We start from the raw sequence: 24,199 nt of genomic DNA, 5'->3' as shown, positions 1-24,199 counted from the left end.
CCAGCCCCCAAAGCCGAAGTCTCTTCTCCTTAAAAATCTTCTCTTTCCACCTTCATTACTTTTCCCGTTTCCGCATTGACCTCTACTTCGTACACCTGGTTCTGGTCGGTCAAAATGATGAACTCGTACACAAGCACGCCGTTTTCCGTGTCCAGCTCCGCGTGCAGCACGCGGCCTTGCACTTGCTGCAGGGCGATTTGCCTTGCCTGCTCCTGCGTAATACGCATCGGCTCTACTGCTGCTGTCTGGGTGTTTACTGCGTGAATCGGCGCAGGTATTGCCGCTCCGAGTGCCACTGCCAGCGCGACTGCTGCGGTCCAGGGGATTGGGGTTTTCATGGATGGGCTTCCTCCTTTGATGTATCGCATAACAAATCATTCAGTAGTCTGACCAATCTGCTCGGTTACATGCAAGTGAAAGCCTCTGTTCATCACTCTAAGCTTTACAAAGTGATACTCGTTCACTCCACAAGAAGGATTGGCTTGTCCAGCTTTGGATTTTCAAAGCCAGGCATTTGCACTTCTGCAAACATAACAATAGAAGTTGAATAGTTATCTTGAAGTTATCCGAACTCGTATTAAGCACGATTTTGATGATTTTGTGAAAGGATTCATACTAGGACGTGTCTGAAAACTAAAGAAAATGTGGTATGATTTAGGAAAAACGAATGGAGCAACGAGCATGATTCAAAGACGGTACGAAATAAACGATGAACAGTGGGAACAAATTCAGGACATGTTCCCCCCCTATCGAACAGGACGTCCGTCCAAATTAAGTAATCGTACCATGTTTAATGCCATTCTTTGGATTGCCCGAAGTGGTGCGGCTTGGCGAGATTTGCCGGAAGAACGTTATGGTTCATGGAAAACGGTCTACAGTCGCTTCTGCAAGTGGAGAGATACCGGATTACTTGTCGCCATCTTCCAAGCTCTTCACGTAGAACCTGACTTTGAAAACTTGAGCATCGATTCTACATCGGTCAAAGCTCATCAACACAGTGCGGGTGCTAAAAAAACGCAGAAGGACACGAAGTAAATCAGCACATAGGCGTCAGCCGTGGCGGAAAGACAACCAAACTTCATACCGTCGTCGATGGATTAGGGAATCCCCTCGCTTTTCTTCTCACGGGGGGGCACGTCTATGATTCCGTTCCAGCGATCAATTTGCTTCAAGGGTTTGATCTTACGGGAAGCCATATTGTTGGTGACAAAGCCTACGGCTCAGAAGGCATTCGGCATTGGATTACGGCTAAGCAGGCAGCGTACACCATCCCGCCTAAAGCGAATAATAAAAATCCTTGGAAAGTGGATTGGTACCGCTATAAAGAACGGCACTTGGTGGAGTGCTTCTTCAATAAAATCAAACATTTTCGACGAATCGCTACTCGTTACGACAAGCTGGCCAAATCATTCCTAGCGTTTGTATATGTCGCGTCCATCTTTAAACTAACTCAATAATGAGTTTTCAGACACATCCTAGATTATGTAATTAAAAAATATAAAAGTAAAATTTCTCAGGATGGATTTAAGAATGGTGAACAAGCATTTAGTGTTATTGGTAGTGACGGTAGAAAATATAAACTTGTAATAAAAGGTGGTAAGGTAATCACCTTCTATCCAGATGGCTGGAACATTGCGAAAATTGAATAGCAAAGAAATAAAAGATTTTTGATCTAAATGATAACAAGGAGGAAAAGTCAATTCTCCTCCTTGTTGGATTGTATAGGGGGGATATTAATGGAGGTAATTTCCTATCTCAAATATCCGGATAAAAAATTTGACAGATTCCCACCGGAAAATGAACTTGGGACATTCTTTTTTGATATTGATTCTGATGAGCTTACCCTTATTAACGATATAAGGGTGGGTATTAGAGGCTTCATTTTGATGAAATGTGACAATACTCTAATTTTGAACTCCCAACTATACGGCTGGGTCGATGCCTTATGGATTACATTACTTGAGATCGTTGAAAAACTTATTAAATTTGGATACGGTAGTAAGCTAATCGGTTCGATTAATAAAAGAATCATTGTGGAATCACTCTCTGAGAATGCATTATGCTTAACAGTTACTGCTAATCAAGAGATTACTCACCGAGCTTTTATTCCTTCCCAGGAAGAATTTATTCATGCAGTAATTGATGGTTCCAGCCTGTTCTTTGGTAGAATTAAAGAACAATTGCGCACCGATTCCTACGATGATGTCATCCAATTCATTAACTGCTTAAAAGGCAATATGAAAAATTTTTCTCCTGTCGAAAAGTATTACCATTATCCTCAAAGCAATCTAAAGGTAAATGACCTCTTATACAATTATTCTACCGATTGGATGAAAATGTTTGATAAGGAACGGGAATATTTGGAAAGTATCATTACTGAACCGGGTGTAGTAATTCAACATATTGGAAGCACTACTATGCAAGCTGTATCTTCTCGCCCAATTGTTGACATACTCATTGGAACTCAAACATCCCTATCAGCAGAAATGGTTTATGACGACCTGAAACATGACTACTTCAGTACAGAAGATTTCCCAGGCCCAATGCCTATATTCTACTTAACAAAAGCTACACCCAAAGAGGTCTATTATAATGTCTTTATCACCACAATAAATAGTTCATTTTGGGAGTCTGTATTAAATTTTAGAGATCTGATTAATTCAAACGATCAATTAGCCAAACAATTTAATGAAATGAAAATTAGTGCTAGTAATATTAGCTATGCAAAATATCAAACGCAAAAAAATCAATTTATTACGAGTATACTAAAACATAATGGATAACAACCCATTCCATACAGGCTTCAATGGAAACGTAAAAAGGGGCCGTCTCAAAAGCCGAGATTTCGACTTTGAGATGCCCCTTTTCTTATCCACAGCGCTTACCGCTGCTTGTTATACGGTCTTCCTGCCGACTCGCTGCTGCGGGAGCGGGACTCGCCGCCGCGCGGGCGGGAATCGCCACTGCGAGGACGGAACTCGCCGCTGCGCGGGCGAGGTGGGCGTTTGCCGCCGAAGCCGGAGCCAGAGCCGTATCCGCCTTTTCCTTTCGGGAACGTCTTTTTCTTGCCTACGCGCAGAGGCGCTTCTTCGGTCAGGCGAACCGGAGTCATATCCGGCTCTTTGGTCAGCAGCTTGAGGGCAGCAGACACGAGCGTCACAGAATCAATATCCTCCAGCAATTGCTCCGCCAATGTTTTGTAGGCGCTCAAGTCTTCGCGGCCGGACGCCTCCAAAATTTTCTCCACGGTCAAACGCTGCTGGCCTTCCAACGCTTCCGCCATCGTCGGCACCGAGCGGCGCTCCATGCGGCGGTTTGTCGCGCGCTCGATCAGACGCAGATGGTCGATTTCGCGGGAAGTGACAAACGTGATCGCCAGACCTGTTTTCCCGGCACGACCCGTACGGCCGATACGGTGAACGTAGCTCTCGGAGTCTTGCGGAATGTCGAAGTTGAATACGTGCGTTACGCCGCTGATATCCAGACCGCGGGCAGCAACGTCTGTCGCCACCAGCACCTCGATCGTGCCTTCCTTGAACTTGCGCAGCACGCTGTCGCGTTTTGCCTGGTTCAAATCGCCGTGGATTCCTTCAGCGCCGTAGCCGCGCTTGGTCAGCGCTTCCGACAGCTCATCTACACGACGCTTGGTGCGCCCGAAAATAATCGCCAGCTCAGGCGAGTGAATATCGAGCAAGCGGCAGAGCACGTCGAATTTTTGCTTTTCGGCAACTTCCATATATTGCTGTTCGATGTTTGGAACGGTGACTTCCTTCGGCTTGACGGAAATCAGTGCCGGCTCTGTCATGAACTGCTGCGCGATTTCCTGAATCGCTCTCGGCATAGTCGCAGAGAACAGCAACGTTTGACGGTTGTCAGGCACTTCTTGCAAAATTTCCTTGATGTCATCAATGAAGCCCATGTTCAGCATTTCATCCGCTTCGTCCAGGACGACGATCTCGATCGCGTCGAGGCGGATGGTTCTTCTGCGCATATGGTCCATAAAACGGCCCGGCGTTGCCACGATGATTTGCGGACGCTTTTTCAGCGCCTTGATCTGGCGGGTAATGTCTTGACCGCCGTAGATCGGCAGCGCGGAAATGTTTTTGAACTGGGCGATCTTGTTGATTTCTTCTGCTACCTGCACAGCCAGCTCGCGAGTCGGCGTCAGGACAACCCCTTGAATGTTGCCGTTGTTTTCATCGAGGCGTTCCACCAGCGGAATCCCGAATGCAGCCGTTTTCCCTGTACCTGTTTGCGCCTGTCCGATCAAGTCCCGGCCTTGCAGAGCAACAGGAACGGTTTGCTCCTGAATCGCAGTCGCCTCTTCGAATCCCATATTGCCAAGCGCTCTTACAACAGAATGATGCAAACCAAAATCATAAAATGTAGTCAATGAACGTCAGTCTCCTTTTACTTTACCTTCTTCTATAAAATCCTCACTAAAAAAGGGCACTATTCCTTACAGCCGGAACATGCCCTTTTATCTCCGATTGTACATAAGCACCCTACAAAGAACATAGCTGTAATCGTACCATGCATCCTGTAAAATTGCAAACGGCATTTGTGCCCATTTTCCTCTAGTCTCAACAGATTGGCGCAGAAACATACCTCCGTTAACTGCAAAAACAAAAGCAGTCCTGCCCGGATCATCCAGACAGGACTGCTTTCTTCCGTCATCGCGCTTTCATACCCGGCACCGCGATTATTTTACCCATTTATGGAACAGCTCGTCGAATTTCCCTTGCAGCTTCATTTCGTCCATCCAGACATCGAGATAGCTGGCGAAAATAAAGTCGCCGCGCGGAATCATGTACGCTTTTTCGCTGCGGGTAAACGGCTTGTCCGTCAGAGCCGCGTACAGGCGGGAATCGGCTTTGGAATACACCATGGCTTCGATCGTGTCGGTAATCATCACATCGTATGTGCCGTTGGCGACAAGGCCAGGGATGTCCAGGTTGTTTTGCACGACAGTAACGGTAGCGTTTTTCAAATGGTCGCGCACGAACTGTTCGTTGGTACCGCCCGGATTCACGCCGATGCGCACTTCTTTTTTGTTGATGTCTTCCAGGCTTTTGTACTTGTCCTTGTCCTGCACGCGAATCAGCGGAGCTTTTCCGAACTCGATGTACGGATCGCCCATGTGCGCTTTTTTCTGGCGATCGGTGTTGCGGGTCACGCCGCCGACCGCGATGTCAAATTTGTTCGCCAGCAGATCGTCCATCAGCGTCGGCCAGGATGTTTGCACGAAGCGCGCTTCTACTCCAAGGCTTTTCGCAAACTCTTTCATCGCGTCGATGTCGTAGCCTTCAAATTCGTTCGTTTTCGGGTTCAAATATGTGAACGGCTTGTAGTCGCCCGGTGTGCCCACGAGAATGTATCCCCGTGCGATAATCTCGTCGAGGCGGGACTCAAACTGTTTGTTTTCCTGTTTTTTGACCGCTTCCACTGCTGCGGTCTGCCCGGTTTGCGCGCCTGTAGTAGCAGCAAACGCTCCGGTTCCAGTCATCAGCATCGTTGCAGCGAGCGCGCTCGCCATCATTCTTTTTGTCCACTTTTTCATTAGTTTCTTCTCCTCCCGATTGTCGATCAGTCTGTCTCATGCCCATCTGCTGTTTCGAGCTGTCTCATCCCTTACATGGCATCCCCCCTTTAACCAGGGACGGGCTTTAGCCTTACAAGGTCTTACAAGGTGAACTTGCCTACGCCCTGCTGCAACTCCTCCGTGACCGTGTTCAACTGCTCGACCGAACGGGCAATGTCCTGAATGGCTTGCAACTGTTCGGCCGTGGCCTCCACGACCTTCTGCGCGTCTTCCGAGGCAAGCTTGGCAAAGTTGTACATTTCGTCGACCGAGGCGCTCACCTGCTCAGAGCCTGCAGACATTTCCTCCGATGCCGCCGACACCTCCAAAATATGGGCGGCAACATTGCGCGACGATTCCAAAATATGCGCGAAAATATCCCGCACCTCTTCGATCATCGAAATGCCTTCCTGCGCCTCGCGATTGCCGGTGTTCATCACTTCTACCGCGTGGCGGGTATCCTGCTGGATTTCCCCGATCAGCGCCGCGATTTTCGCAGCCGACTCCTCGGATTGATGCGCCAGATTTTTCACTTCTCCCGCCACGACGGCAAAGCCGCGGCCGTGCTCGCCAGCCCGCGCTGCCTCAATCGACGCGTTGAGCGCAAGCAGGTTGATTTGCGAGGTTAACTGGCTGATCGTATCGAGAATCCCTTCGATCTCCTTGGATCGGCTGTTCAAGCGCTCAATGGCTTCAGCCGCTCTGGTCGTGCCCTCTCCGATGCTGCCCATTTGCCGGACGGCCTGCTCAACGACTGCTGCGCCTTGCTCGGCCTGATCCGATGCCTCGCGCGCCGCTTCGGACACATGCGCGGATGTCTCTGCAATTTTCACAATCCCCGCCGCCATGTCATTCATGGACAAGGCGACGTCCTTGGAGCTGGTAGCCTGTGCCTCGGCCCCGCTGGCAATCTGGTTGATTGACGTCCCGATCCGGTTTACGTTTTCGGTCGCGTGTTCAATTCCTGCCGACACTTCATGCGTAAAGCGCAGCACCTGCTCCGACGATTGCGACACGCCTTCGATCAAGCCTTTCAAGTGCGAGACGGTCTGGTTGAAGTCGCGGGAAAGCACTGCGATCTCATCTTTTCCGGCCACCGTGACCGTCTCTGTGAGATTGCCCTGGGCGACGACATTGACGGCCTGGTTCAGACGCTGGATCGGTCGAACCAAGCGAACCGACAGCCAGTACACGAAGACGATGCCCACCGCCAGAACGACCAAGGAAATAGCCAGCAGCTTGATCGACAGTTCGTTGACCGGAGCGTGCAGGTCTTTGGCCGGAGCAGTGATGAACACTCCCCAGTTCAATCTGGTCGAAGCGTAGGAGGCGAATTGCGCCGCTTGTCCCTCTTCGTATTGAATGACTCCGCGGCCGCCTTGTGCCGTTGCTTCAAAGGCGGTTTTCAACTCAGGAATATTGCTGTCGAGCACCGACTGCTTCAAAATGACTTCGCTGTTCGGATGCCAAATATACGTTCCTTTTTTGCTCACCAAAAAGGCATAGCCACTATGTCCGAACTTCTCCTCGGAAACCGTCTTCTGAATCTCGTTGATCGGAATGGTCGAACCGACATAGCCGTATTGGCGATTGTCCTTCATCAGCGGAACGATGATCGTCACGATGTAGTTGCCTGTCCGCTGCGACACGACCGGCTCGGAAACGATGATTTTCCCCTCGCCTCGTCCTGCCTCCTGAAAATGCGGACGATCAGACGGGTTCGTCTCCTCGCCCTTGAAGTTGATGACTTTTTTGCCGCTCAGGTCATAGGAAAAGAAAAACGTCTCAAACTCGGGGTTTTTCTTCTGCGCCTCCTGAATCAGCTTCAAGTCATGGTCGAAATTGTTGTCGGCGGAAATCATCTCTCCGATCGTTTCAACAATTCCGATTTTTTCTTGGAAAAAGCTGTCGATTCTGATGGAAAGATTGCTGGCCGTAAGTTCCGCTTCTTTGTCCAGGCTGGACGACAGCAACTGCGACGAGCTGTAGTAGCTGGCACCGCAGACCGTACCCAAGCTGACAATCAAGAGCAGGCACATGACGACGATCAGCTTTTTCTTCAAACTGGATTCCATCTCACGCTGTACCTCCTATCTTTTTTTGGCAACAAAAAAGACTGCCACCCGGACAGCCTTCTTACGTGTACGGCATGGCAACCCGGCTATCGTAGCAGCAGAAGATGCGCTCTGCTTGCCTTAGACCCGTGGCTTTGCGTCCCTGCCTTTCAACAGGTTTGCCTTTGTCATTTTTTGTCGTTTTATCTGTATAAAAATACTATAGCACAACATCGGAAAAATGTGGGTTAACTTTAAAATAATGGCTTGGATTTTTTTCCACACAAAATCTTTACCCAAATTGTTTGACAAGTAAACTACTTTCTGCGAAATAATTGCGAAAAAATCGCAAAAAGGCTGACACCTTGTTGTTGGTGTCAGCCTGTCGTCCACTTTTGACTTCTTCGTTTAGCTCAGCCCTTCCACGTGGCCGTGCTCATCCACATACAGCGATTCGGCCGCAGGTTTCTTCGGGAGTCCCGGCATCGTCACCAGGCTTCCGGTCAAGGCGACGATGAAGCCTGCTCCTGCCGAAATCCGCACTTCGCTCACCTGAATGGTAAAACCGACAGGGGCGCCAAGCTGATCGGCCCGATCTGTAAAGGAGTACGGCGTCTTCGCCATGCACACAGGCAGATGGGACAGCCCCATTTCCTCTACCTTCTGGATCGTTTTTGTCGCCAGCGGCGAAAAGACTACCCCGGAGCCGCGGTAAATTTCTTTGACCACCGTCTCAATCTTTTCCTTCACGCCGAGGTCTTCTTCGTACAAAAAGCGGAATTGCCCAGGGCGCTCTGCCGCGCGCGTCACTTTTTCCGCCAGTTCGATTGCGCCTTCTCCGCCTTCTGCCCACGCCTTGGACAGCGCCGCCTCGGCACCTGCCTCCTGGCACAGCGCCATGACTGCGTCGATCTCCGCTTGTGTATCGGTGGCAAAATGGTTGATCGCTACAACCGCCGGCACGCCGAACTTCTGCAAGTTTTCCAGATGGCGACGCACGTTGGCGAAGCCTTTTTCCAATGCGGCGAGGTTTTCTTCGGCCAAATCCGGCACTTTGATTCCGGCGTTGTACTTCAAGGAACGCACGGTAATGACCACGACTGCTGCCGATGGCGTCAGCCCGGCTTTTCTGCACTTGATGTCAAAAAACTTCTCCGCGCCCAGGTCAGCGCCGAAGCCCGCTTCCGTTACGACGTAGTCGGCCAGCTTCAAGGCTGTCTTCGTGCCGATCACGCTGCTGCATCCGTGCGCGATATTCGCAAACGGACCGCCGTGGACGATGACTGGCGTGCCCTCGATCGTTTGCACGAGGTTTGGCTTGATCGCTTCCTTGAGCAGTACGCACATCGCCTCGACCGCATTGATTTCTTCCGCCCGGACTGGCTTGTCTTCAAAATCGTAGCCGATGATGATGTGGTTCAGCCGCTCGCGCAAGTCGGCGAGGTTCTCGCTCAGGCACAAAATCGCCATGATTTCCGATGCGGTCGTAATCATGAAGCCGTCTTCGCGCGTCATGCCGTTGCCGTCTCCCAGCCCGACCACGATATTTCTAAGCGCGCGGTCGTTCATGTCCATCGCCCGTTTCCAGACGATTTTTTTCGGATTGATGCCCCGCGGATTGCCGTGGAAAATATGGTTGTCGATCATCGCCGCAAGCAAATTGTGCGCGGCGGTAATGGCGTGAATGTCGCCAGTAAAATGCAGATTGATTTCATCCGCAGGGAGGATTTGCGCCTTGCCGCTTCCGGTAGCCCCTCCTTTTATCCCCATGCACGGGCCAAGGGATGGCTCACGGAGCGCTGCAATCGTCCTTTTTCCAAGCAGATTGAGCGACTGCGACAAACCAATCGTGGTCAGCGTCTTGCCTGCTCCTGCCGGATTGGGATTCATCGCGGTAACGAGAATCAGCTTGCCATCAGGTCGGTCTTTTATTTTATCCCACAGCTCATCAGAGATTTTTGCCTTATACTTTCCGTAAAGCTCCAGATCCTGTTCATCGATACCTGCTGCCTTGGCAATCTCAACAATCGACTTCATACCTGCCTCCCTGCCTTGCGAAATGTTTATTTACCAATCTTCTACATTCCACATTGCAGTTTGTTCTCCTTTCCGGCGCTCCACTTTTCGCAAAAAGAAAACCTGCATTCTGTTGCGCATTCAGAATGCAGGCTGTCATTATTTGTCGAATATTTTTCCCGGGTTCAAAATGCCGTTCGGATCGAGGACTTGCTTCATCGACCGCATCACGTCCAGCGCCGCTCCGTGCTCCTTGCGCTGGTATTTGACCTTGCCGACTCCGACGCCGTGCTCTCCGGTGCACGTCCCGCCTCTGCCGAGCGCGTACTCTACCAGATGCGCATTCAGCGCCTCGGCGCGCGCCATTTCCTCGGGATCATGGACGTCTATCATCACAATCGCGTGGTAGTTTCCGTCGCCCACATGCCCTAGTACGGCTCCGTCCAGACCCGAGCGGTCAATAGCCTGTCGGGCGTCGACCACTGCTCCGGCCAGTTCGGAAAACGGCACGCATACGTCTGTCACCATCATCTTTTTCCCTGGCGACTTATGCACGAAGGCGTAGGCCAGATTGTGGCGGGCATCCCAGAGCACAGCCCGCGCCTTGGAATCGGTCTCGAACAAAAACTGCGTGCAGCCGTGCTCGGTCGCGATCGTCTGGGCAAACTCGATGTCGTGCGCCAAGCTCTGCTCGCTGCCGTGAAACTCGATAAAAAGCGTCGGGTTTTCCGGGTAGCTCGTCTCTTTGTACAAATTCACCTGGCGAATGGAGCGCTCGTCAACCAGTTCGATCCGCGCCACCTGAATCCCGGCTCCGAGAATATCGACGACAGTATCTACCGCGTCCTGAACTGTCGGGAAGCTGGCCCGCGCTGCCATCGTCACCTCCGGAATCCCGTACACGCGCAGCGTCAGCTCGGTGAACACACCCAATGTCCCTTCCGAGCCGACGAACATTCCGGTCAGGTGATACCCGGACGAAGACTTGGCTGTCATGCTGCCCGTATGGATGATACGGCCATCGGCCAGCACCACTTCCAGATCGCGAACCTGATCGCGCATCACTCCGTAGCGTACCGAGGTCGTTCCGCTCGCATTGGTGGCCGCCATGCCGCCCAGCGTCGCGTCAGCCCCAGGGTCCACGGAAAAAAACAAGCCGTGCTTTTTCAGCTCGCGATTTAGCTGGGTGCGCGTCACGCCTGGCTGCACCCGCACGAGAAAATCTTGCGGCCGCACCTCCAGCACCTGGTTCATCAGCGAAAAGTCCATGCTGATGCCACCCGCGTACGGAATCGCGTGCCCTTCCAGGCTGGTCCCCAGTCCAAACGGCGTCACCGCAATCCGCTTTTCATTGGCCAGCTTCAGGATTGCGCTGACCTCTGCCGCCGTCTGCGGAAACACGACTACGTCCGGCAAATGCGGCGTGTGATACGATTCGTCATGGCTGTGGTGCACAAGAACGGTCGGGTTGGTCGTCACCCTGTCTTCTCCTAGCAGACTCACTAATTGCTGTTGATAGTCCACGCATACTCTCTCCTTCGCTACTTGCTCAGATTGACGAGAAACAGGCTGATTTCCGGAATGTACGTAATCAGCATCAAATCTACACACAACAGGATCAGAAACGGAATGGCTGCCTTCTCAATTTCTGTATTCGACAGCTTGGCAATATTTCCCGCTACCAACAGATTAATTCCGACCGGAGGAGTCAACATGCCAATGGCCGAGTTGACGACCATGATAACGCCGAACAGGACGGGATCAATCCCCAGTGTGTGAATGATCGGCAACAGAATCGGGGTCAGGAGAATGATGGTCACTGCCGTCTCCATGAACGTACCGAGAATCAGGAGCAGTATATTGATAATCAACAGCGTAATGATCGTGCTATCCGTAATCCCCAGCATGAACTGCGCGATCTCCTGGGGAATGTTTTCTCTCGTCATCAAAAACCCGAACGCGTTGGCGGTCGCAATAATCAGCATGATGACAGCCGTCATGCTGGCTGCGCTGTTGAAAATTTCGCCCAGGTCCCGCCACTTGATTTCCCGGTAAACGAACAGGCCGACGACAAGCCCGTACACGACCGCCACGACCGCAGCTTCCGTCGATGTAAAGACGCCGCCGTAAATCCCGCCCAGAATAATGACTGGCATGAGAATCGCCAAAATCGCATCTTTGAACGCCTGCCAGATTTCTTTTGCCGAATGCTTTTCACCGCCGCCCCAGCCCTGCTTTTTGCTGACCCAGTACGCGTAGATGATGAGCGAGATCGCGACAAGAATGCCCGGGCCGATGCCCGCGATGAACAGATCGTTAATCGACGTGCTCGCTGCCACTCCGTACAGCACCATCGGCACGCTGGGAGGAATCATGACGCCAATCGTTCCGCCTGCTGCGTGCAGCGCCGAGGAAAAGCGCACATCGTACCCTTTTTTAACCATGTGCGGAATCAGAATGCCCCCTACAGCAGCCGTCGTCGCAGCCGACGAACCCGAGATCGCGGCGAAAAAGGTGCACCCGAGAACCGCCACGATAGCCAGTCCGCCGGGCAAATTGCCGACGATCGTATTGGCAAAGCGAATCAGCCTTGCCGAGATCCCGCCCGTTTCCATCAGCTTGCCCGCCAGCAGAAAAAACGGAATCGCCATGAGCGGGAACGAATCAGTTCCGTTAAACATTTTTTGAATGACGACCAAAAGCGGAATATTACCTTCGACTATAAAGGCCACGACTACCGACAGCCCCAACGCAACCGCAATCGGGACGTTAATGATTAAAAGCACAAGCAGCGTCAAAAACAATATCGTGCCCACGATGGCTCACTCCTTCCCGGTAATGTCTTTCCATGTCACATGAATCACGTTCATGATGAGCAGAACACCGCTGATAGGTATCACCATGTAGACATAGCCCATGGGAATGAGCAGGGTGGGTGATTTTTGAACCATGCTTCTGGCAGACAGCAGATAGCCTTGCTGAACCATCACGAGAAAAAAGAAAAGGCTGCACAGAGCCGCCACGATCAACACGACCTTATTCATGAATGGCGACAAATGCTTTTGGATGTATTCGGTACCGATATGGGCCTTGATCGCCATGGCATAAGCGGAGCCGAGAAAAGTAATCCAGATCAAAAGATAGCGCGCCAGCTCCTCTGTCCAGGCCAGCGGCTGGTCAAGGAAAAAGCGGAAAAGGACTTGCAGGAAGACGGCGACGACCATCACGGCCAGCAAGGCAATAATGACGAGACGCAGAGCGCTGTTTAGTTTGGATATGAGATTGCTCACACAGTTTCTCCTTTCGTGGAAAAGGGGGGAGAAAAGCCGCCTGGCCCCTCTCCCTTTTGCCGTTTATTTCGTGTTGACGATTTCATCCACCAGCTCTTTGCCAAACTGGTCGGAAAACTTGTCGTACACAGGCTTCATGGCCTCGCGGAAAGCCTGCTTGTCGACGTCCTCTGTCACGACAACCCCTTTTGCCTTGAGGTTGGCAATCGCTTCTTCCTCCATCTTAATCATCAGCTCACGCTCGTACTGCCCGGCTTTTTTCGCTTCTTCCGCAATCAGTTGCTGAACGTCTGCGGGAAGTTTGTCCCACACCGGCTTGCTGAACAAAATCATCGCCGCGGAGTACACGTGCCCGGTCAGCGACATGTGCGTTTGCTTCGAATCGTACAGCTTGTAGGTCTGTGCGACGATCGCCGGATTTTCCTGCGCGTCTACCACTCCTTGCTGCAAAGCGGTCAACGCCTCTGTCCATGCCATCGGCGTCGGCTTGGCGCCCAGCGTCTCGAAGGCAGCGAGGTGAATCGGATTTTCCTGGGTACGAATCTTCATGCCGGAGACGTCCTCCGGCTTCTTGATGTCTTTCGTTCCGTTCGTGATGTGGCGGAAACCGTTTTCAGCCCAAGCCAGGCCAACGAGGTTGGCGCTTTCCAAGTTTTTCAGCATCTCTTCTCCGACTTTTCCATCGAGCACCTTGTACGCTTGCTCGCGGCTCTCAAACAGGAAAGGCAGGTCGAGCACGCCCAGCTTGGCATAAAAATTCGTGACAGGCGCGGTTGACGTAATCGACATATCTGCCGTTCCAAACGTCAGTGCCTCTGTCAGCTCCCGCTCGGCCCCGAGTTGGCTCAATGGATACACCTCGATTTTCACTTTTCCGTTCGAACGCTTGTCTACATCCTCGGCCATCTTTTTCAGCGCCAGATGGTACGGGTGGTCTTCGGTCAAGGAGTGCCCCGCCTTGAAGACATAGCTTTGCCCGTCGCTCGACGGCGCTCCCGTTTGCGCGGCTGGCTGTCCCCCGCCTTGTCCGGAAGGCTGGGCGGCCTGTTGACCGCCTCCGCCTCCGCATGCCGCCAGTAATAACGAAACAGACATGATGCCAGATAGCACGAAACTCCACTTCTTTCGAGACATGTTGCAATACCCCCTATTTGTGTTTGTTTGTTTTCAATTTATTTAATAATATGAAAATTCCGCTCATTTGACTAGCTACTAGATTCCTCTTCCACCGTCCACATTCATGACCTCGCCCGTCACGATTTTCGACAGATCAGATGCCAGGTACAGGGCGGCTTGCGCGATATCCTCCGGCTGAATCAGCTCCCCCAGCGGAACGCTGCTGATGAAAATATCTTTTTTCCCGGCTTCTACCTCTGCTTCGTCCCCGTTGATGAATTTGCCCAGCATCGGCGTCTCGGCCGGGCCCGGATTGATGACATTGACCCGGATGTGATGAGGGGCCAGCTCGATCGCCAAAGCCTTGCTCAGCATGATCGCCGCTCCTTTGGAGGCGCAGTAGGCGTTGAGGCCAGGCCGCGCGCGAATCCCGGCAATCGAGGCGATGTTGATGATGCTTCCTTTGTTTTTCGCTTTCATATGCGGAACCGCATGCCTGGTCGTCAAATAGATCGATTTGGTATTGACGGACATGATCCGATCCCATTGGGCGAGCGTCAGCTCCTCGATAGGGGTGAACGCCTGTGGCACTCCGGCGCAATTGACCAGCACATCGGGCGCTCCGTAGACATCGAGCGTTTCCCGGACGAGCGCGGCTACGCTCTCATCGTCAGCTACATCGGCTTGCACCGCGTGGCCGCTTCCTTCCGGCAATTCGGCGACCACCTGCAAAGCGGCTTCTTCGTTTAGATCAGCGAGGATGACATTGGCTCCTTCTGCGGCAAACAGCTTGGCGATCGCTTTTCCCATCCCTGACCCGGCACCTGTTACCAGCGCGGTTTTTCCTTGCAGCAGTTGTCCGTTCATAGATTAATCACCACCATTCTTTCGTCGGTCATTTCTTCTACGGCGTAGCGCGGGCCTTCCTTGCCCAGTCCGCTGTTTTTCACGCCGCCATACGGCATGACGTCGTTGCGGTAGGTCGAGACGTCGTTGATGACGACACCGCCGTATTCCAAGGTACGCGCCGCTTTCATCGCGACATTCAGATCGCGGGTGAAAATTCCCGCCTGCAAGCCGTACTCCGAATCGTTGGCCTGGGCAAAAGCGTCCTCCAGATCGCTGTACGGAATGATCGTCACGACAGGAGCAAACACTTCCCGGCACACGACCTTCATCTCCGGCTTCGTATTGACGAGCACCGCCGGATAGAAAAGAGCGCCTTCCCGTTTGACTGGCAAAAGCGACTGCGCCCCCTGGCTGATCGCTTCCTGCACCCATTCCTCCGTTCGTTTGGCTTCTTTTTCGCTAATCATCGGCCCTACGTCTGTTTCCGGGTCTTCCGGATTGCCTACTTTCAACTGCTTGACGTGCGCGATGTACAGCTCGCTGAACTTTTCCACCACGTCCTCGTGTACGTAAATGCGCTGCACGGCGATGCACGCCTGGCCTGCGTTATGAAAGCTGCGCGCGGCTGTCTGACGGGCCGCCAGCTCCAGGTCTGCATCGTGGTGTACGATATTCGGCGAGTTGTTGCCAAGCTCCAGCGCCACCGGACGCATGCCGCTGCGCTCCTTGATATGGCGGCCCACCTCGCCCGACCCGGTGAAGGTGTACATGGCGATGCGTTCCTCATCCAGCAGCCATTCTCCCACCTCGCTGCCTGCGCCTGTCACGATGTTCACATACCCTTTGGGCAGGCCCGCTTCCTCCAATACGTCCAGCAAAAGAAAGGTCGCGATCGGCGTGACCGTCGCCGGCTTGACTACCAACGTATTTCCCGCGGCGAGCGCCGGAGCGATCTTGTGCGTGCTGAGCAAAAGCGGGTAGTTGAACGGAGTAATCGCTCCGATGACGCCTTTAGGTACGCGGATCGTAAAGCCCAGGCGATTTTCCGAGCCTTCCGTCGATTGCAGCGGAATCATTTCGCCGTGAATTTTTTTCGCTTCCTCCGCCGACAGGCGCAGCGTGTTGATCGTGCGGTCCAGCTCGTTCTGCGCGTCCTTGCGCGTTTTCCCCACTTCGCGAATCAGCGACAGCTCCATTTCCTCGCGGCGCTCCTCCATCAGCGCGGAAGCCTTCAGCAAAATTTGATAGCGCTGAAACGGCGTCAGCTTATCCTGCTTGAACGTCTGCCAGGCCGCTTCTACCGCCGTCGTGACGTGCTGCTGTTCGGCGCGGGCGATATGCGCGATGCACTCGCCGCTGTATTTGTGAAAAACGGGAATGTAGCTCTCTGTTTTGATCCATTCTCCGCCGATGTACAGGTCATACGTTTTTGGTTCCATGCTCCTTTTCCTCCTTTGTTTTTATCTGGTTGCCAGGTAGATGTGCCGGACAAGCTCGTCTCCCACTTCCTTTGTCGTCGCCTTGCCCCCGAGGTCAGGCGTCAGCACCTTGCCCTCCTGCAGCACTTGTTCGATCGCGTTCATAATGACGGCGCTTGCATCCGGCAAGTCGAGGTGGTCCATCATCATGCTGAGGCTCCACACCTGTGCGATCGGGTTGGCGATGCCTTTTCCGGCGATATCGGGCGCAGAGCCATGAATCGGCTCAAACATGGACGGGTATTTGCGCTCGGGATTGATGTTCGCAGACGGTGCCAGCCCCAAGCCGCCGACAATCGCCGCCCCAAGGTCTGTCAAAATGTCTCCGAACAGGTTGCTGGCGACCACGACGTCAAACGTCTCCGGGCGCGTGATAAAGTAAGCGGCTAATGCGTCGATATGATACAGGTTGGTCTGAATGTCTGGGTGCTCCCGGCTGATTTCCTTGACGATCTCATCCCAGAAAGGCATGGAATGGTTGATGCCGTTGGACTTGGTCGCCGCCGTCACGCTCTTTTTCGGCCGCTTTTCCGCCAGCGCGTACGCGTATTTGAGAATGCGCTCGGTGCCGTAGCGAGTAAATACGTTGTTTTGCACCGCCATCTCGTACGGCGTCCCCTGGTGCATCCGCCCGCCCATGTTGGAATACTCGCCCTCTGTATTTTCCCGGACGACGACGAAGTCGAGATCGGCGTGCCCTTTGTAGCGCAGCGGGCTCTCCAACCCTTTGAGCAGCTTGACAGGCCGCAGGTTCACATACTGCTGGAAGGCACGGCGAATCGGCAAAATCAGCTCCCACACCGACACGTGATCCGGTACTTCCGGCGCCCCGACAGCTCCCAGCAAGATCAGATCGTAGTCCTTCAATGTATGTAGTCCATTTTCCGGCATCATCCTGCCATGCGTGAGGTAGTACTGGCAGTTCCAGTCCATGACGTCACGGGTAAAGCGAATCCCGCCGTGCGCTTCTTCCAGCGCCGCCAAAACCTTCAAGCCTTCGTCCATCACCTCTGGACCAATACCGTCTCCCGGAATGACTGCAATCGAATAGTGAAGCAATCGACTCCCCCCTAAATGATCTAAATTTTTTGACTATATGCACCAGATAGTAAATGCACGTTTGATGCCAAGCAGGCGCAATCGCGTTAACGCGGTAAAACGCTTACATTTTGTCTCGACTGTCCACGCCGTCTCGATGCTTCCTCCCTCATAAAACAACAAAGTGTTGCAACACAACGTTGCAACACTTTGCTCACTCCAGACGATACTGTTTCATTTTCCGCCACAGTGTAGTTCGATCCATGCCCAATGCCTTTGCCGCAAGAGTCTTGTTGTATCTCGTCTGCTGCAGCGCGCTGGCAATTTGCTGCGCTTCGGGGTTCCGCTCTGCTTCGCTTGCTTCCGGCGGCACGGGCAGCCTGCCGTCGTGCCCTCCCTTTTGCCTCGCGAACAAAAAGCCTGCGTCCTCCTTGCCGATTCTTCCCCCTTTTGCCAGCAGCACCATCCGCTCGACGACATTTCTCAGCTCCCGCACATTGCCGGGCCACGAGTAACTCTGAAACAGCGGGTAGATGTCTTCATCGACTTCCTTGATCTTTTTCTCGTGCTGCTCGTTCATCTCGCGAATCATGCTCTCGACCAGCAGCGGAATGTCGCTCAGGCGCTCCCGCAACGGAGGGACATCGAGCCTGAGCATGTTGATGCGGTAGTAGAGATCGGCGCGAAACTGCTCCTTCTCGATCTCCTTGGCCAGCTCGCGATTCGTCGCCGCGACAATCCGCACATCGACGGGAATCACTTTTTCGCCGCCGACGCGACGCACGCGCCTCTCCTGCAGGACGCGAAGCAAGAGCACCTGAATGCGCAGCGGCATCTCCCCGATCTCGTCCAAAAACAGCGTGCCTCCGTGCGCCAGCTCGAACAAGCCCGGCTTGCCGCCCTTTTTCGCCCCTGTAAAAGCGCCATCCTCGTAGCCGAACAGCTCGCTCTCCAGAAGCCCCTCCGGGAGCGCCGCACAGTTCACCGCCAAAAACGGCCCGACAGCGCGTCCGCTTTCCAGGTGGATGCCTTGGGCAAACAGCTCCTTGCCCGTTCCCGATTCCCCTGTAATCAGCACGGTCGCGTTCGTTTTCGCAAACAGCGCCGCCTGCTCCTTCGTTTCGAGGATGGCAGGCGAGGAGCCGACGATGCTGTCCAGGCGGTATCTGGCTGACAGTCCGTTGTCGTGCAGCTTTTTGCGCAGCGTCATCTCCATCTTCTGAATGTCGATGATTTCCTTGAAGTTGGACACCGCCCCCACAACCTGATCCTTGACGATCACCGGAATGCGATTGATGACGATGGAACGGTCGCGCACCGTCGCGATTTCGCCCAGCTCCTCCCTGCCCGTCTTCAGCACGCGCAGCATGTCAGAGTGCGGGATGTAGTCCGTGATCGGTTTGCCCAGCACATCTCCGGACAGCCCCAGCAGCATTTTGGCATGCTCGTTGACCAGCGTAATCTGGCTGTGCCGATCGACGGCGATCACCGCGTCATGGGCCGAGTTTACGACGGCTTCCATCTGATGCTTTTCGCGCAGCCGCTCCTTTGTGTAAGTGACCAGCGAGGCTGCCTGCTGCACCGCTTTGCGCAAGGTGGCGAGCGAAGGCTCGACGGGATGCCACTGCTGCGAGGCCGGGTGCAGCGCAAAAGCATGGCGGTTCCAGATCGGCACGAGATAGACAGCCTGCTCCTGCGGATACGCCAGCTCTTTTGCGCAGAGAAACGTGCAGTCTGGCTGCGGTTCCCCCTCTTCCAGAGCGTACTCCTGCTGCAACCAGCTTTTTTCTTTTTGCGTGGCGCACACCACGACGACCTTGTGGCCCCGCCCTTCATCCGGAAGCGTTGCGATAGCCCGGCGCACGTCATTCATGTCTATCGACAGGCTGACGACGGGCAACGAGAGCGCCTCCAGCTCCTCGCTGTATTTTTCTGTAGTGATGGCAACAAACGGGTTCATCATCTGGTCGAGAATGGATTTGATCGAGTAAAAATATCCGATGTTTTGCCCGCTGTTTTCCAGCAGCGCGGTCATTTTCCGCTCCAGCTCCTTATCCAGCCTGTACAGGGCGATCATGGTTCCTCCTGGTTGACGGGCGCTGTCAGATGGTATTCCGCCATTTTGCGGTACAAGGTGTTTCGCCCGATTTGCAGCAGCTTGGCGGCCCGGCTCACATTGCCTCCGCTCGAATCAAGCGCCCGCTTGATCGCCACAAGCTCGGTTTCCCGCAAGGATGGGACCGCATGCACAGGCTCCGCCTCTCCGGTCAAGCCTTCAAGCTGGATGTGCTCCTCGCCAATCTCCCCGCCGTCGGACAAAAAGGCAGCCTGCACCAGCACGCCCTGCAACTCGCGAACGTTGCCCGGCCAGGAGTAGGCGGCGAGCTTTGCTTTTGCCTCCGGGAGCAAGACGTATGGCTGTCCCATGGCGATTTGCTGCATCAAATGTTCGGCCAGTTGGACGATGTCGCTTCGCTTGCGCAGCGGCGGCAGGTGGATGGAGACGCTTTTGAGCCGGTAGTACAAATCCGCCCGAAAACGCCCCGCCCTGATTTCCTCCGGCAAATTGCGGTGCGTGGCGGCGATGATCCGCGCATGAATTGGCCGCGACTGGTTGCTGCCTACAGGCGTGACGACCTTTTCCTGCAACACGCGCAGCAGAGCGGCCTGTCCGCGCAAAGACATGTCCCCGATCTCATCCAAAAAGATCGTCCCTTTCTTCGCCGCTTCAAACTTGCCGATTCTTCCTTCGCGATTGGCCCCGGTAAACGCCCCGCTTTCGTATCCGAACAATTCGCTTTCGATCAAATTTTCTGAAATCGCACTGCAGTTCACGGCGATAAAAGGCTCCTGCGCTCGCGGCCCTGTCTCGTGAACCATCTGTGCGAACAGCTCTTTTCCGGTGCCGCTCTCGCCGAGAATCAGCACGGGAAAATCAACCTGCGCCGCCTTTTGCCCGAGCATTTTCGCCTGCAAAAAGAGCGGGCACGATCCGGCGAGACGCGGAAACGGCTTGAGTGCAGGCATCGGCTTTTGGTTTGGGGCAGCCGCAGCGTTCCTGGAAGCACCGTCTGTTGCAGCTTGCGCCCCCCAGAAACGCTGGCGGTTATCCTGCACATCCCGTCCGGCGCGCTCCTGCTCCGGGGACAGCCGCGTTCCCAAAGCGTCTTTTCCCAGCCGCTGCTTGGCCAATTCGTTCAAGCCCACGATCCGCTCGTCCCTGTCGAGAGCTACGAGCGGCACTTTTCCCTGGCTGCTTTTCACGGCCGTGCTGCCGGGCAGGGCAATGACCCGCTCGGCGTTGGCATACAGAAAGCGATTTTGCAGGGCTTCCGCAATCATGCAGGCAATCGTCAAGGCAAACGGATGCGTGTACTCCTTGCGCGTGCTGATGTCGATGACGCCAAGCAGCTCGCCCGTCGGTGAAAAAATCGGCGCCGCCGAGCAGGAAAGAAAGCGGTTCTCCAAAAAGTAATGCTGGTCGCCCTGCACGGAGATCGGCTGCTGCGCGATCAGCGCCGTTCCTATCGCATTGGTTCCTTTGTAATCCTCCGTCCAGTTCGCCCCGATCTGCAGTTGCACCTTTTGCGCCTGATTGGCAAACACAGGGTCCCCGACGGTGTGAATGATATTGCCATCCCGATCCGACAGCAAAGCGATATGCTCTGTCGACAGCAAAAAAGGAGCAAGCTTGTTGAAGAGCGGGAGGCTTTCTTGAATCAGAGGGTGATTTTCCTGAATGATTTCTTTGATTCGTTTGCTGGAAATGATCTGGTCATTGGCTTTCTCCCAAGCTTTGAGGTTCGATTCCTGGCAGCGCTTCCAAGATTGCTGGACAATCGTTGACAACACTCTTCCCTCCCTCAAAAATCATTCTCTATCAGTATAGCATGATTGAGACTCCCACGGCTAAAGCCGCAAGCTGAAGCCTTTCGGTATCAGTGGGATTCTTGGGTGGATTCTTGGGTGGTAGTCGGAAGTACATTTCTGCTATCCGTAGTTCCCCCAAGTTCAGGGCTGTCTCATCAGCCCGTCCTAAGACAGTGCCTCTAGCATCTTAGGCTGACAGATTGTTACCATCTGTCACAGGTTGACGTATGATATTGATCGCTCCAACCCGATCACGATGCGTTTTGAATCCGCATGAACATTCGTATCTTCTGTCTTTCGCTTTATTCTTCTCCCCGCAGACAGGACAAGTTTGAGAAGTGTAGGCAGGATTGACCTCCACAACTTGTATGCCTACAAGGGTTGCTTTATTGGAGATGAATTGTTGAAGCTGATAGAACGTCCAACTATGCAGATTCTTGGCGTTTTTACGGCTTGTTCTTGCCGTCTTGCGAATATTCTCTAGTCGCTCAAGTTTGATGATCGACACGCCTTCCTGAATGACTGTATGGACGATGTGACGACTAGCTAGTGATATGGTTGATGGATTATACAAATAATTCATATTAAACAGAACATAAAACAAAATATAAGAAAATATTTACAAATTTACCAATAAGATATAATGTTGTTATATACCAAAAAATAGGAGTGATTGAACTGTGTTTAAGAAAAAATCAATTGCTATTTTATGCACATTAAGTCTACTGGCTATGTTGCCATCCCTTTCGTTTGCAAAAGAAGATTATAGTGAGTCACTGAAACTCCTTGGCGCCGAAGATCAAGAGGTCGTTGTAAACATCGCCGAAGAAGCCCAAGGCATGGTCACAAAAGAGCAAATCGAACAAATAGTAGAGCAAGCTGGAGATGCTAAAAGTATAACTATTCATAAAGTTGGTAAAAACACTGATGACAAAATAAAACCAATGTACCTATCTGATGTAGTTAAGCGGGTAGAAAGAGTCTGTCAAGATTTTTGTGTAAACGTGAAAACGATGCTTCATATGTCGGGCTTGACATGGAGCCACTGGCGGGCATGAGTTCTTGCGATTGGGCGATGGAGAAGTTCACACCATCGCAAGGCAAAGTAGCCTATCATGCCCGCCCCTCCATGTAAAGCCCTTCATCGAATCTGTACCCGTTCTGGGAAATGTACAGTCAACTGGAGAAGGATTTGCCCCCAATTTTGGACCCGCCCTGTCCACTTCCGAATGACATCCATCGTCGCCAAATATAGCATTTTGAGTAGCGATTCATCCGTCGGAAAGATACTTTTTCCCTTTGTCACCTTCCGGAGTTGTCGATGGTAGCTTTCGATCATATTCGTTGTATAGATGAGCTTGCGCAACTCAGGGGAGTACTTGAAAAAGGTCGCCAGTTCATCCCAGTTACTCCGCCACGACCGGACAATCAGGGGATACTGTTTTCCCCAGGTCTCCTCAAATTGATCCAATTCCAGGAGAGCCGCCTCTTCCGTTGGGGCCGTATAGATCGGACGCAAGGCCGTAGTAATCTTCTTCAAATCCTTGTACGACACATATTTGATGGAATTGCGGATCTGGTGGATGATACATTTTTGAACCTCCGTTTGCGGATAGCTGGCTGCAATGGCTTCGCTGAAGCCTTTTAAATTGTCTACACAGATAATCAAAATGTCCTGAACGCCACGATTTTTCAGATCCGTCAACACATGTAGCCAGAACTTGGCTGACTCGTTTTCTCCGATCCAGATGCCAAGAACGTCCTTATAACCTTCCAAATCAATGCCAATGACCATATAGGCGGCTTTGCTGATAATTTGCCCGTCCTGTTTTACCTTAAAATGAATGGCATCCATGAAAACAACGGAATACACGCTTTGCAGCGGGCGATTTTGCCATTCCTTGATAAGAGGTAACAGTTTAGCTGTTACGTTGGAGATAAGGGTCGGGGATACCTCAAGTCCATACAGATTGTGCAAATGATCCTGAATATCCCGTGTGCTCATGCCTTTGGCGTACATAGAGACGATTTGATCTTCAATACCCGTTACATGTCTCTGGTGTTTCTTGACAATCGCAGGTTCAAATTCTCCAAGACGATCACGGGGAATCGTGAGATCCAACTCCCCATACTCAGACGTAACCGTTTTTTTGCTATAGCCGTTCCGACTGTTTTTCGTCTGCTTCTGCTTGCTGTCATGCTTGGCATAGCCCAATTCGGTATCCAATTCGGCCTCCAACATTTCTTGCAGTGTTTCTGCAAAAATGTCCTTCAGGGCTTTTTGAACATCCCCCATGGTTTGCAAGTTGTGTTCTTTGATAAGTTGGCGCAGCTGGTCTTTTGGAATGAGTCCCATGTGTTCTCTCAACCTCACTTTGTTTCATTGTAATGGAATGTGGAATGAGAGTTTACACAAAATATTTTACAGTCCCGGTAGAAAGTTCCAATAACCCTACAGCAGCAGTGCAAATTATTTCTGTTCCTAAAGGGAAGACAATTAAACTTACTACGACCCAAGCAAAGAAAGTAAATTCCTCAGCAAGAGTTAAAGCTAGTGTTTCTGTTGGGAATGGCCCAGCATCCGTCGGCGAAGAAGTAGAAAGCACTTTGACTACAGAGATATCGACAACATACACAACAGAAGAAACTTGGACTGGACCAGCCGAAAGTTCATCATGGGGTACCGCCAGCAAAACGCGAATTTACAACGCTATGGAGTCCTGACACAAAAATAGCCGTTTTCACCACGCTAAGGTGTAACCGGCTTTCTTTTTAACTAGAGCTTAACAGCCTACTCCTTTACCCTTAATAAACGCAAGCTATTTAAAGTCACAATTAGAGTAGCTCCCATGCAGCTGACATCACCGGCAAACGTATGGGTTAAACTGGGATTTCATTGATTACCTC

General features: G+C 52.5%; 18 protein-coding genes, 1 pseudogene and 1 riboswitch. Of the genes and pseudogenes, 3 read left to right on the top strand and 16 right to left on the bottom strand.

The features are described 5' to 3' along the window. Window positions 1–29 precede the first annotated feature (29 nt). Window positions 30–338: a PepSY domain-containing protein gene (locus tag M655_RS01930; protein ID WP_025844602.1), complete on the bottom strand. Its 309-nt coding sequence runs from the start codon at window positions 336–338 to the stop codon at window positions 30–32. 343 nt (window positions 339–681) lie between these two features. On the opposite strand from M655_RS01930, the gene M655_RS01925 reads away from it, so the two are divergent. Both M655_RS01925 and M655_RS01920 read left to right on the top strand, forming a co-directional pair. Then, a protein-coding gene (locus M655_RS01925; RefSeq protein ID WP_170206163.1) for an IS5 family transposase occupies window positions 682–1,457 on the top strand; the annotation gives its coding sequence in 2 pieces (ribosomal slippage) (window positions 682–1,009 and window positions 1,009–1,457; 777 coding nt in all). A 279-nt stretch (window positions 1,458–1,736) separates the two neighbouring features. Continuing rightward, the gene (locus tag M655_RS01920) at window positions 1,737–2,783 is read left to right on the top strand and encodes a GrpB family protein (protein WP_025846879.1); all 1,047 of its coding nucleotides are present in this window, start codon (window positions 1,737–1,739) and stop codon (window positions 2,781–2,783) included. A gap of 98 nt (window positions 2,784–2,881) precedes the next feature. On the opposite strand, the gene cshA is transcribed toward M655_RS01920, so the two are convergent. The 14 genes and pseudogenes from cshA to M655_RS01850 form a co-directional block, all read right to left on the bottom strand. Next, entirely contained in the window at window positions 2,882–4,393 is a 1,512-nt protein-coding gene (gene cshA, locus M655_RS01915; protein ID WP_026557602.1) for a degradosome RNA helicase CshA, read from the bottom strand. 309 nt (window positions 4,394–4,702) lie between these two features. After that, window positions 4,703–5,560, bottom strand: coding sequence for a transporter substrate-binding domain-containing protein (locus tag M655_RS01910; protein WP_026557603.1), 858 nt, complete (start codon window positions 5,558–5,560; stop codon window positions 4,703–4,705). Window positions 5,561–5,682: 122 nt separating this feature from the next. Then, window positions 5,683–7,656 carry a methyl-accepting chemotaxis protein gene (locus M655_RS01905; RefSeq protein WP_026557604.1) on the bottom strand — a complete coding sequence of 658 codons (1,974 nt, stop codon included), beginning with the start codon at window positions 7,654–7,656 and terminating at the stop codon, window positions 5,683–5,685. Between the two features lie 73 nt (window positions 7,657–7,729). Next, a riboswitch (cyclic di-GMP riboswitch) is annotated at window positions 7,730–7,829 on the bottom strand. 214 nt (window positions 7,830–8,043) lie between these two features. Then, a complete protein-coding gene (locus M655_RS01900) occupies window positions 8,044–9,672 on the bottom strand; it encodes a formate--tetrahydrofolate ligase (protein WP_007779317.1) in 1,629 nt (542 codons plus the stop codon). 138 nt (window positions 9,673–9,810) lie between these two features. Continuing rightward, window positions 9,811–11,175 carry an FAD-binding oxidoreductase gene (locus M655_RS01895; RefSeq protein ID WP_007779314.1) on the bottom strand — a complete coding sequence of 455 codons (1,365 nt, stop codon included), beginning with the start codon at window positions 11,173–11,175 and terminating at the stop codon, window positions 9,811–9,813. A gap of 17 nt (window positions 11,176–11,192) precedes the next feature. Beyond that, window positions 11,193–12,467 (bottom strand): TRAP transporter large permease, encoded by a 1,275-nt coding sequence (locus tag M655_RS01890; protein WP_005835148.1) that lies wholly within the window; start codon window positions 12,465–12,467, stop codon window positions 11,193–11,195. Between the two features lie 6 nt (window positions 12,468–12,473). After that, complete coding sequence (locus M655_RS01885) at window positions 12,474–12,941, bottom strand: TRAP transporter small permease (protein WP_005835149.1); 468 nt, start codon at window positions 12,939–12,941, stop codon at window positions 12,474–12,476. 63 nt (window positions 12,942–13,004) lie between these two features. Next, on the bottom strand, window positions 13,005–14,075 hold the full coding sequence (locus M655_RS01880; protein WP_005835150.1) for a TRAP transporter substrate-binding protein: 1,071 nt from the start codon (window positions 14,073–14,075) through the stop codon (window positions 13,005–13,007). Window positions 14,076–14,153: 78 nt separating this feature from the next. Then, window positions 14,154–14,924, bottom strand: a complete 771-nt coding sequence (locus M655_RS01875) for an SDR family oxidoreductase (protein ID WP_005835152.1) — start codon at window positions 14,922–14,924, stop codon at window positions 14,154–14,156. After that, window positions 14,921–16,345 (bottom strand): aldehyde dehydrogenase family protein, encoded by a 1,425-nt coding sequence (locus tag M655_RS01870; RefSeq protein WP_026557606.1) that lies wholly within the window; start codon window positions 16,343–16,345, stop codon window positions 14,921–14,923. The genes M655_RS01875 and M655_RS01870 overlap by 4 nt, the downstream gene beginning before the upstream one ends. A gap of 21 nt (window positions 16,346–16,366) precedes the next feature. Continuing rightward, window positions 16,367–17,443 (bottom strand): tartrate dehydrogenase, encoded by a 1,077-nt coding sequence (locus M655_RS01865; protein ID WP_007779288.1) that lies wholly within the window; start codon window positions 17,441–17,443, stop codon window positions 16,367–16,369. A gap of 193 nt (window positions 17,444–17,636) precedes the next feature. Continuing rightward, complete coding sequence (locus tag M655_RS01860) at window positions 17,637–19,499, bottom strand: sigma-54 interaction domain-containing protein (protein WP_035422910.1); 1,863 nt, start codon at window positions 19,497–19,499, stop codon at window positions 17,637–17,639. Then, complete coding sequence (locus tag M655_RS01855; protein WP_026557607.1) at window positions 19,496–21,271, bottom strand: sigma-54-dependent Fis family transcriptional regulator; 1,776 nt, start codon at window positions 21,269–21,271, stop codon at window positions 19,496–19,498. The genes M655_RS01860 and M655_RS01855 overlap by 4 nt, the downstream gene beginning before the upstream one ends. 208 nt (window positions 21,272–21,479) lie before the next feature. Next, window positions 21,480–21,836: pseudogene (locus tag M655_RS01850) on the bottom strand (RNA-guided endonuclease TnpB family protein); the annotation flags it as partial. 136 nt (window positions 21,837–21,972) lie between these two features. On the opposite strand from M655_RS01850, the gene M655_RS01845 reads away from it, so the two are divergent. Next, window positions 21,973–22,350, top strand: a complete 378-nt coding sequence (locus tag M655_RS01845) for a hypothetical protein (protein WP_286085952.1) — start codon at window positions 21,973–21,975, stop codon at window positions 22,348–22,350. 83 nt (window positions 22,351–22,433) lie between these two features. Here M655_RS01845 and M655_RS01840 read toward each other — a convergent pair whose 3' ends face one another. Next, window positions 22,434–23,648 carry an IS256 family transposase gene (locus tag M655_RS01840; RefSeq protein ID WP_286085912.1) on the bottom strand — a complete coding sequence of 405 codons (1,215 nt, stop codon included), beginning with the start codon at window positions 23,646–23,648 and terminating at the stop codon, window positions 22,434–22,436. Window positions 23,649–24,199: the final 551 nt, after the last annotated feature.

The organism is Brevibacillus sp. NSP2.1, from assembly GCF_000470975.2.
Taxonomy (GTDB): Bacteria; Bacillota; Bacilli; order Brevibacillales; family Brevibacillaceae; genus Brevibacillus; species Brevibacillus agri.
Note: the sequence above shows the minus strand (reverse complement) of the source record. Positions and strands in the feature narration are given on the sequence as shown.

Bases quoted from the DNA above. Each gene is read 5' to 3' on its own strand.
- M655_RS01920 (WP_025846879.1), top strand. From the start codon at position 1,737: ATGGAGGTAATTTCCTATCTCAAATATCCGGATAAAAAATTTGACAGA.
- M655_RS01905 (WP_026557604.1), bottom strand. From the start codon at position 7,656: ATGGAATCCAGTTTGAAGAAAAAGCTGATCGTCGTCATGTGCCTGCTC.
- M655_RS01840 (WP_286085912.1), bottom strand. From the start codon at position 23,648: ATGGGACTCATTCCAAAAGACCAGCTGCGCCAACTTATCAAAGAACAC.
- M655_RS01860 (WP_035422910.1), bottom strand. From the start codon at position 19,499: ATGATCGCCCTGTACAGGCTGGATAAGGAGCTGGAGCGGAAAATGACC.
- M655_RS01930 (WP_025844602.1), bottom strand. From the start codon at position 338: ATGAAAACCCCAATCCCCTGGACCGCAGCAGTCGCGCTGGCAGTGGCA.
- M655_RS01880 (WP_005835150.1), bottom strand. From the start codon at position 14,075: ATGTCTCGAAAGAAGTGGAGTTTCGTGCTATCTGGCATCATGTCTGTT.
- M655_RS01870 (WP_026557606.1), bottom strand. From the start codon at position 16,345: ATGGAACCAAAAACGTATGACCTGTACATCGGCGGAGAATGGATCAAA.
- M655_RS01910 (WP_026557603.1), bottom strand. From the start codon at position 5,560: ATGAAAAAGTGGACAAAAAGAATGATGGCGAGCGCGCTCGCTGCAACG.
- M655_RS01900 (WP_007779317.1), bottom strand. From the start codon at position 9,672: ATGAAGTCGATTGTTGAGATTGCCAAGGCAGCAGGTATCGATGAACAG.
- M655_RS01875 (WP_005835152.1), bottom strand. From the start codon at position 14,924: ATGAACGGACAACTGCTGCAAGGAAAAACCGCGCTGGTAACAGGTGCC.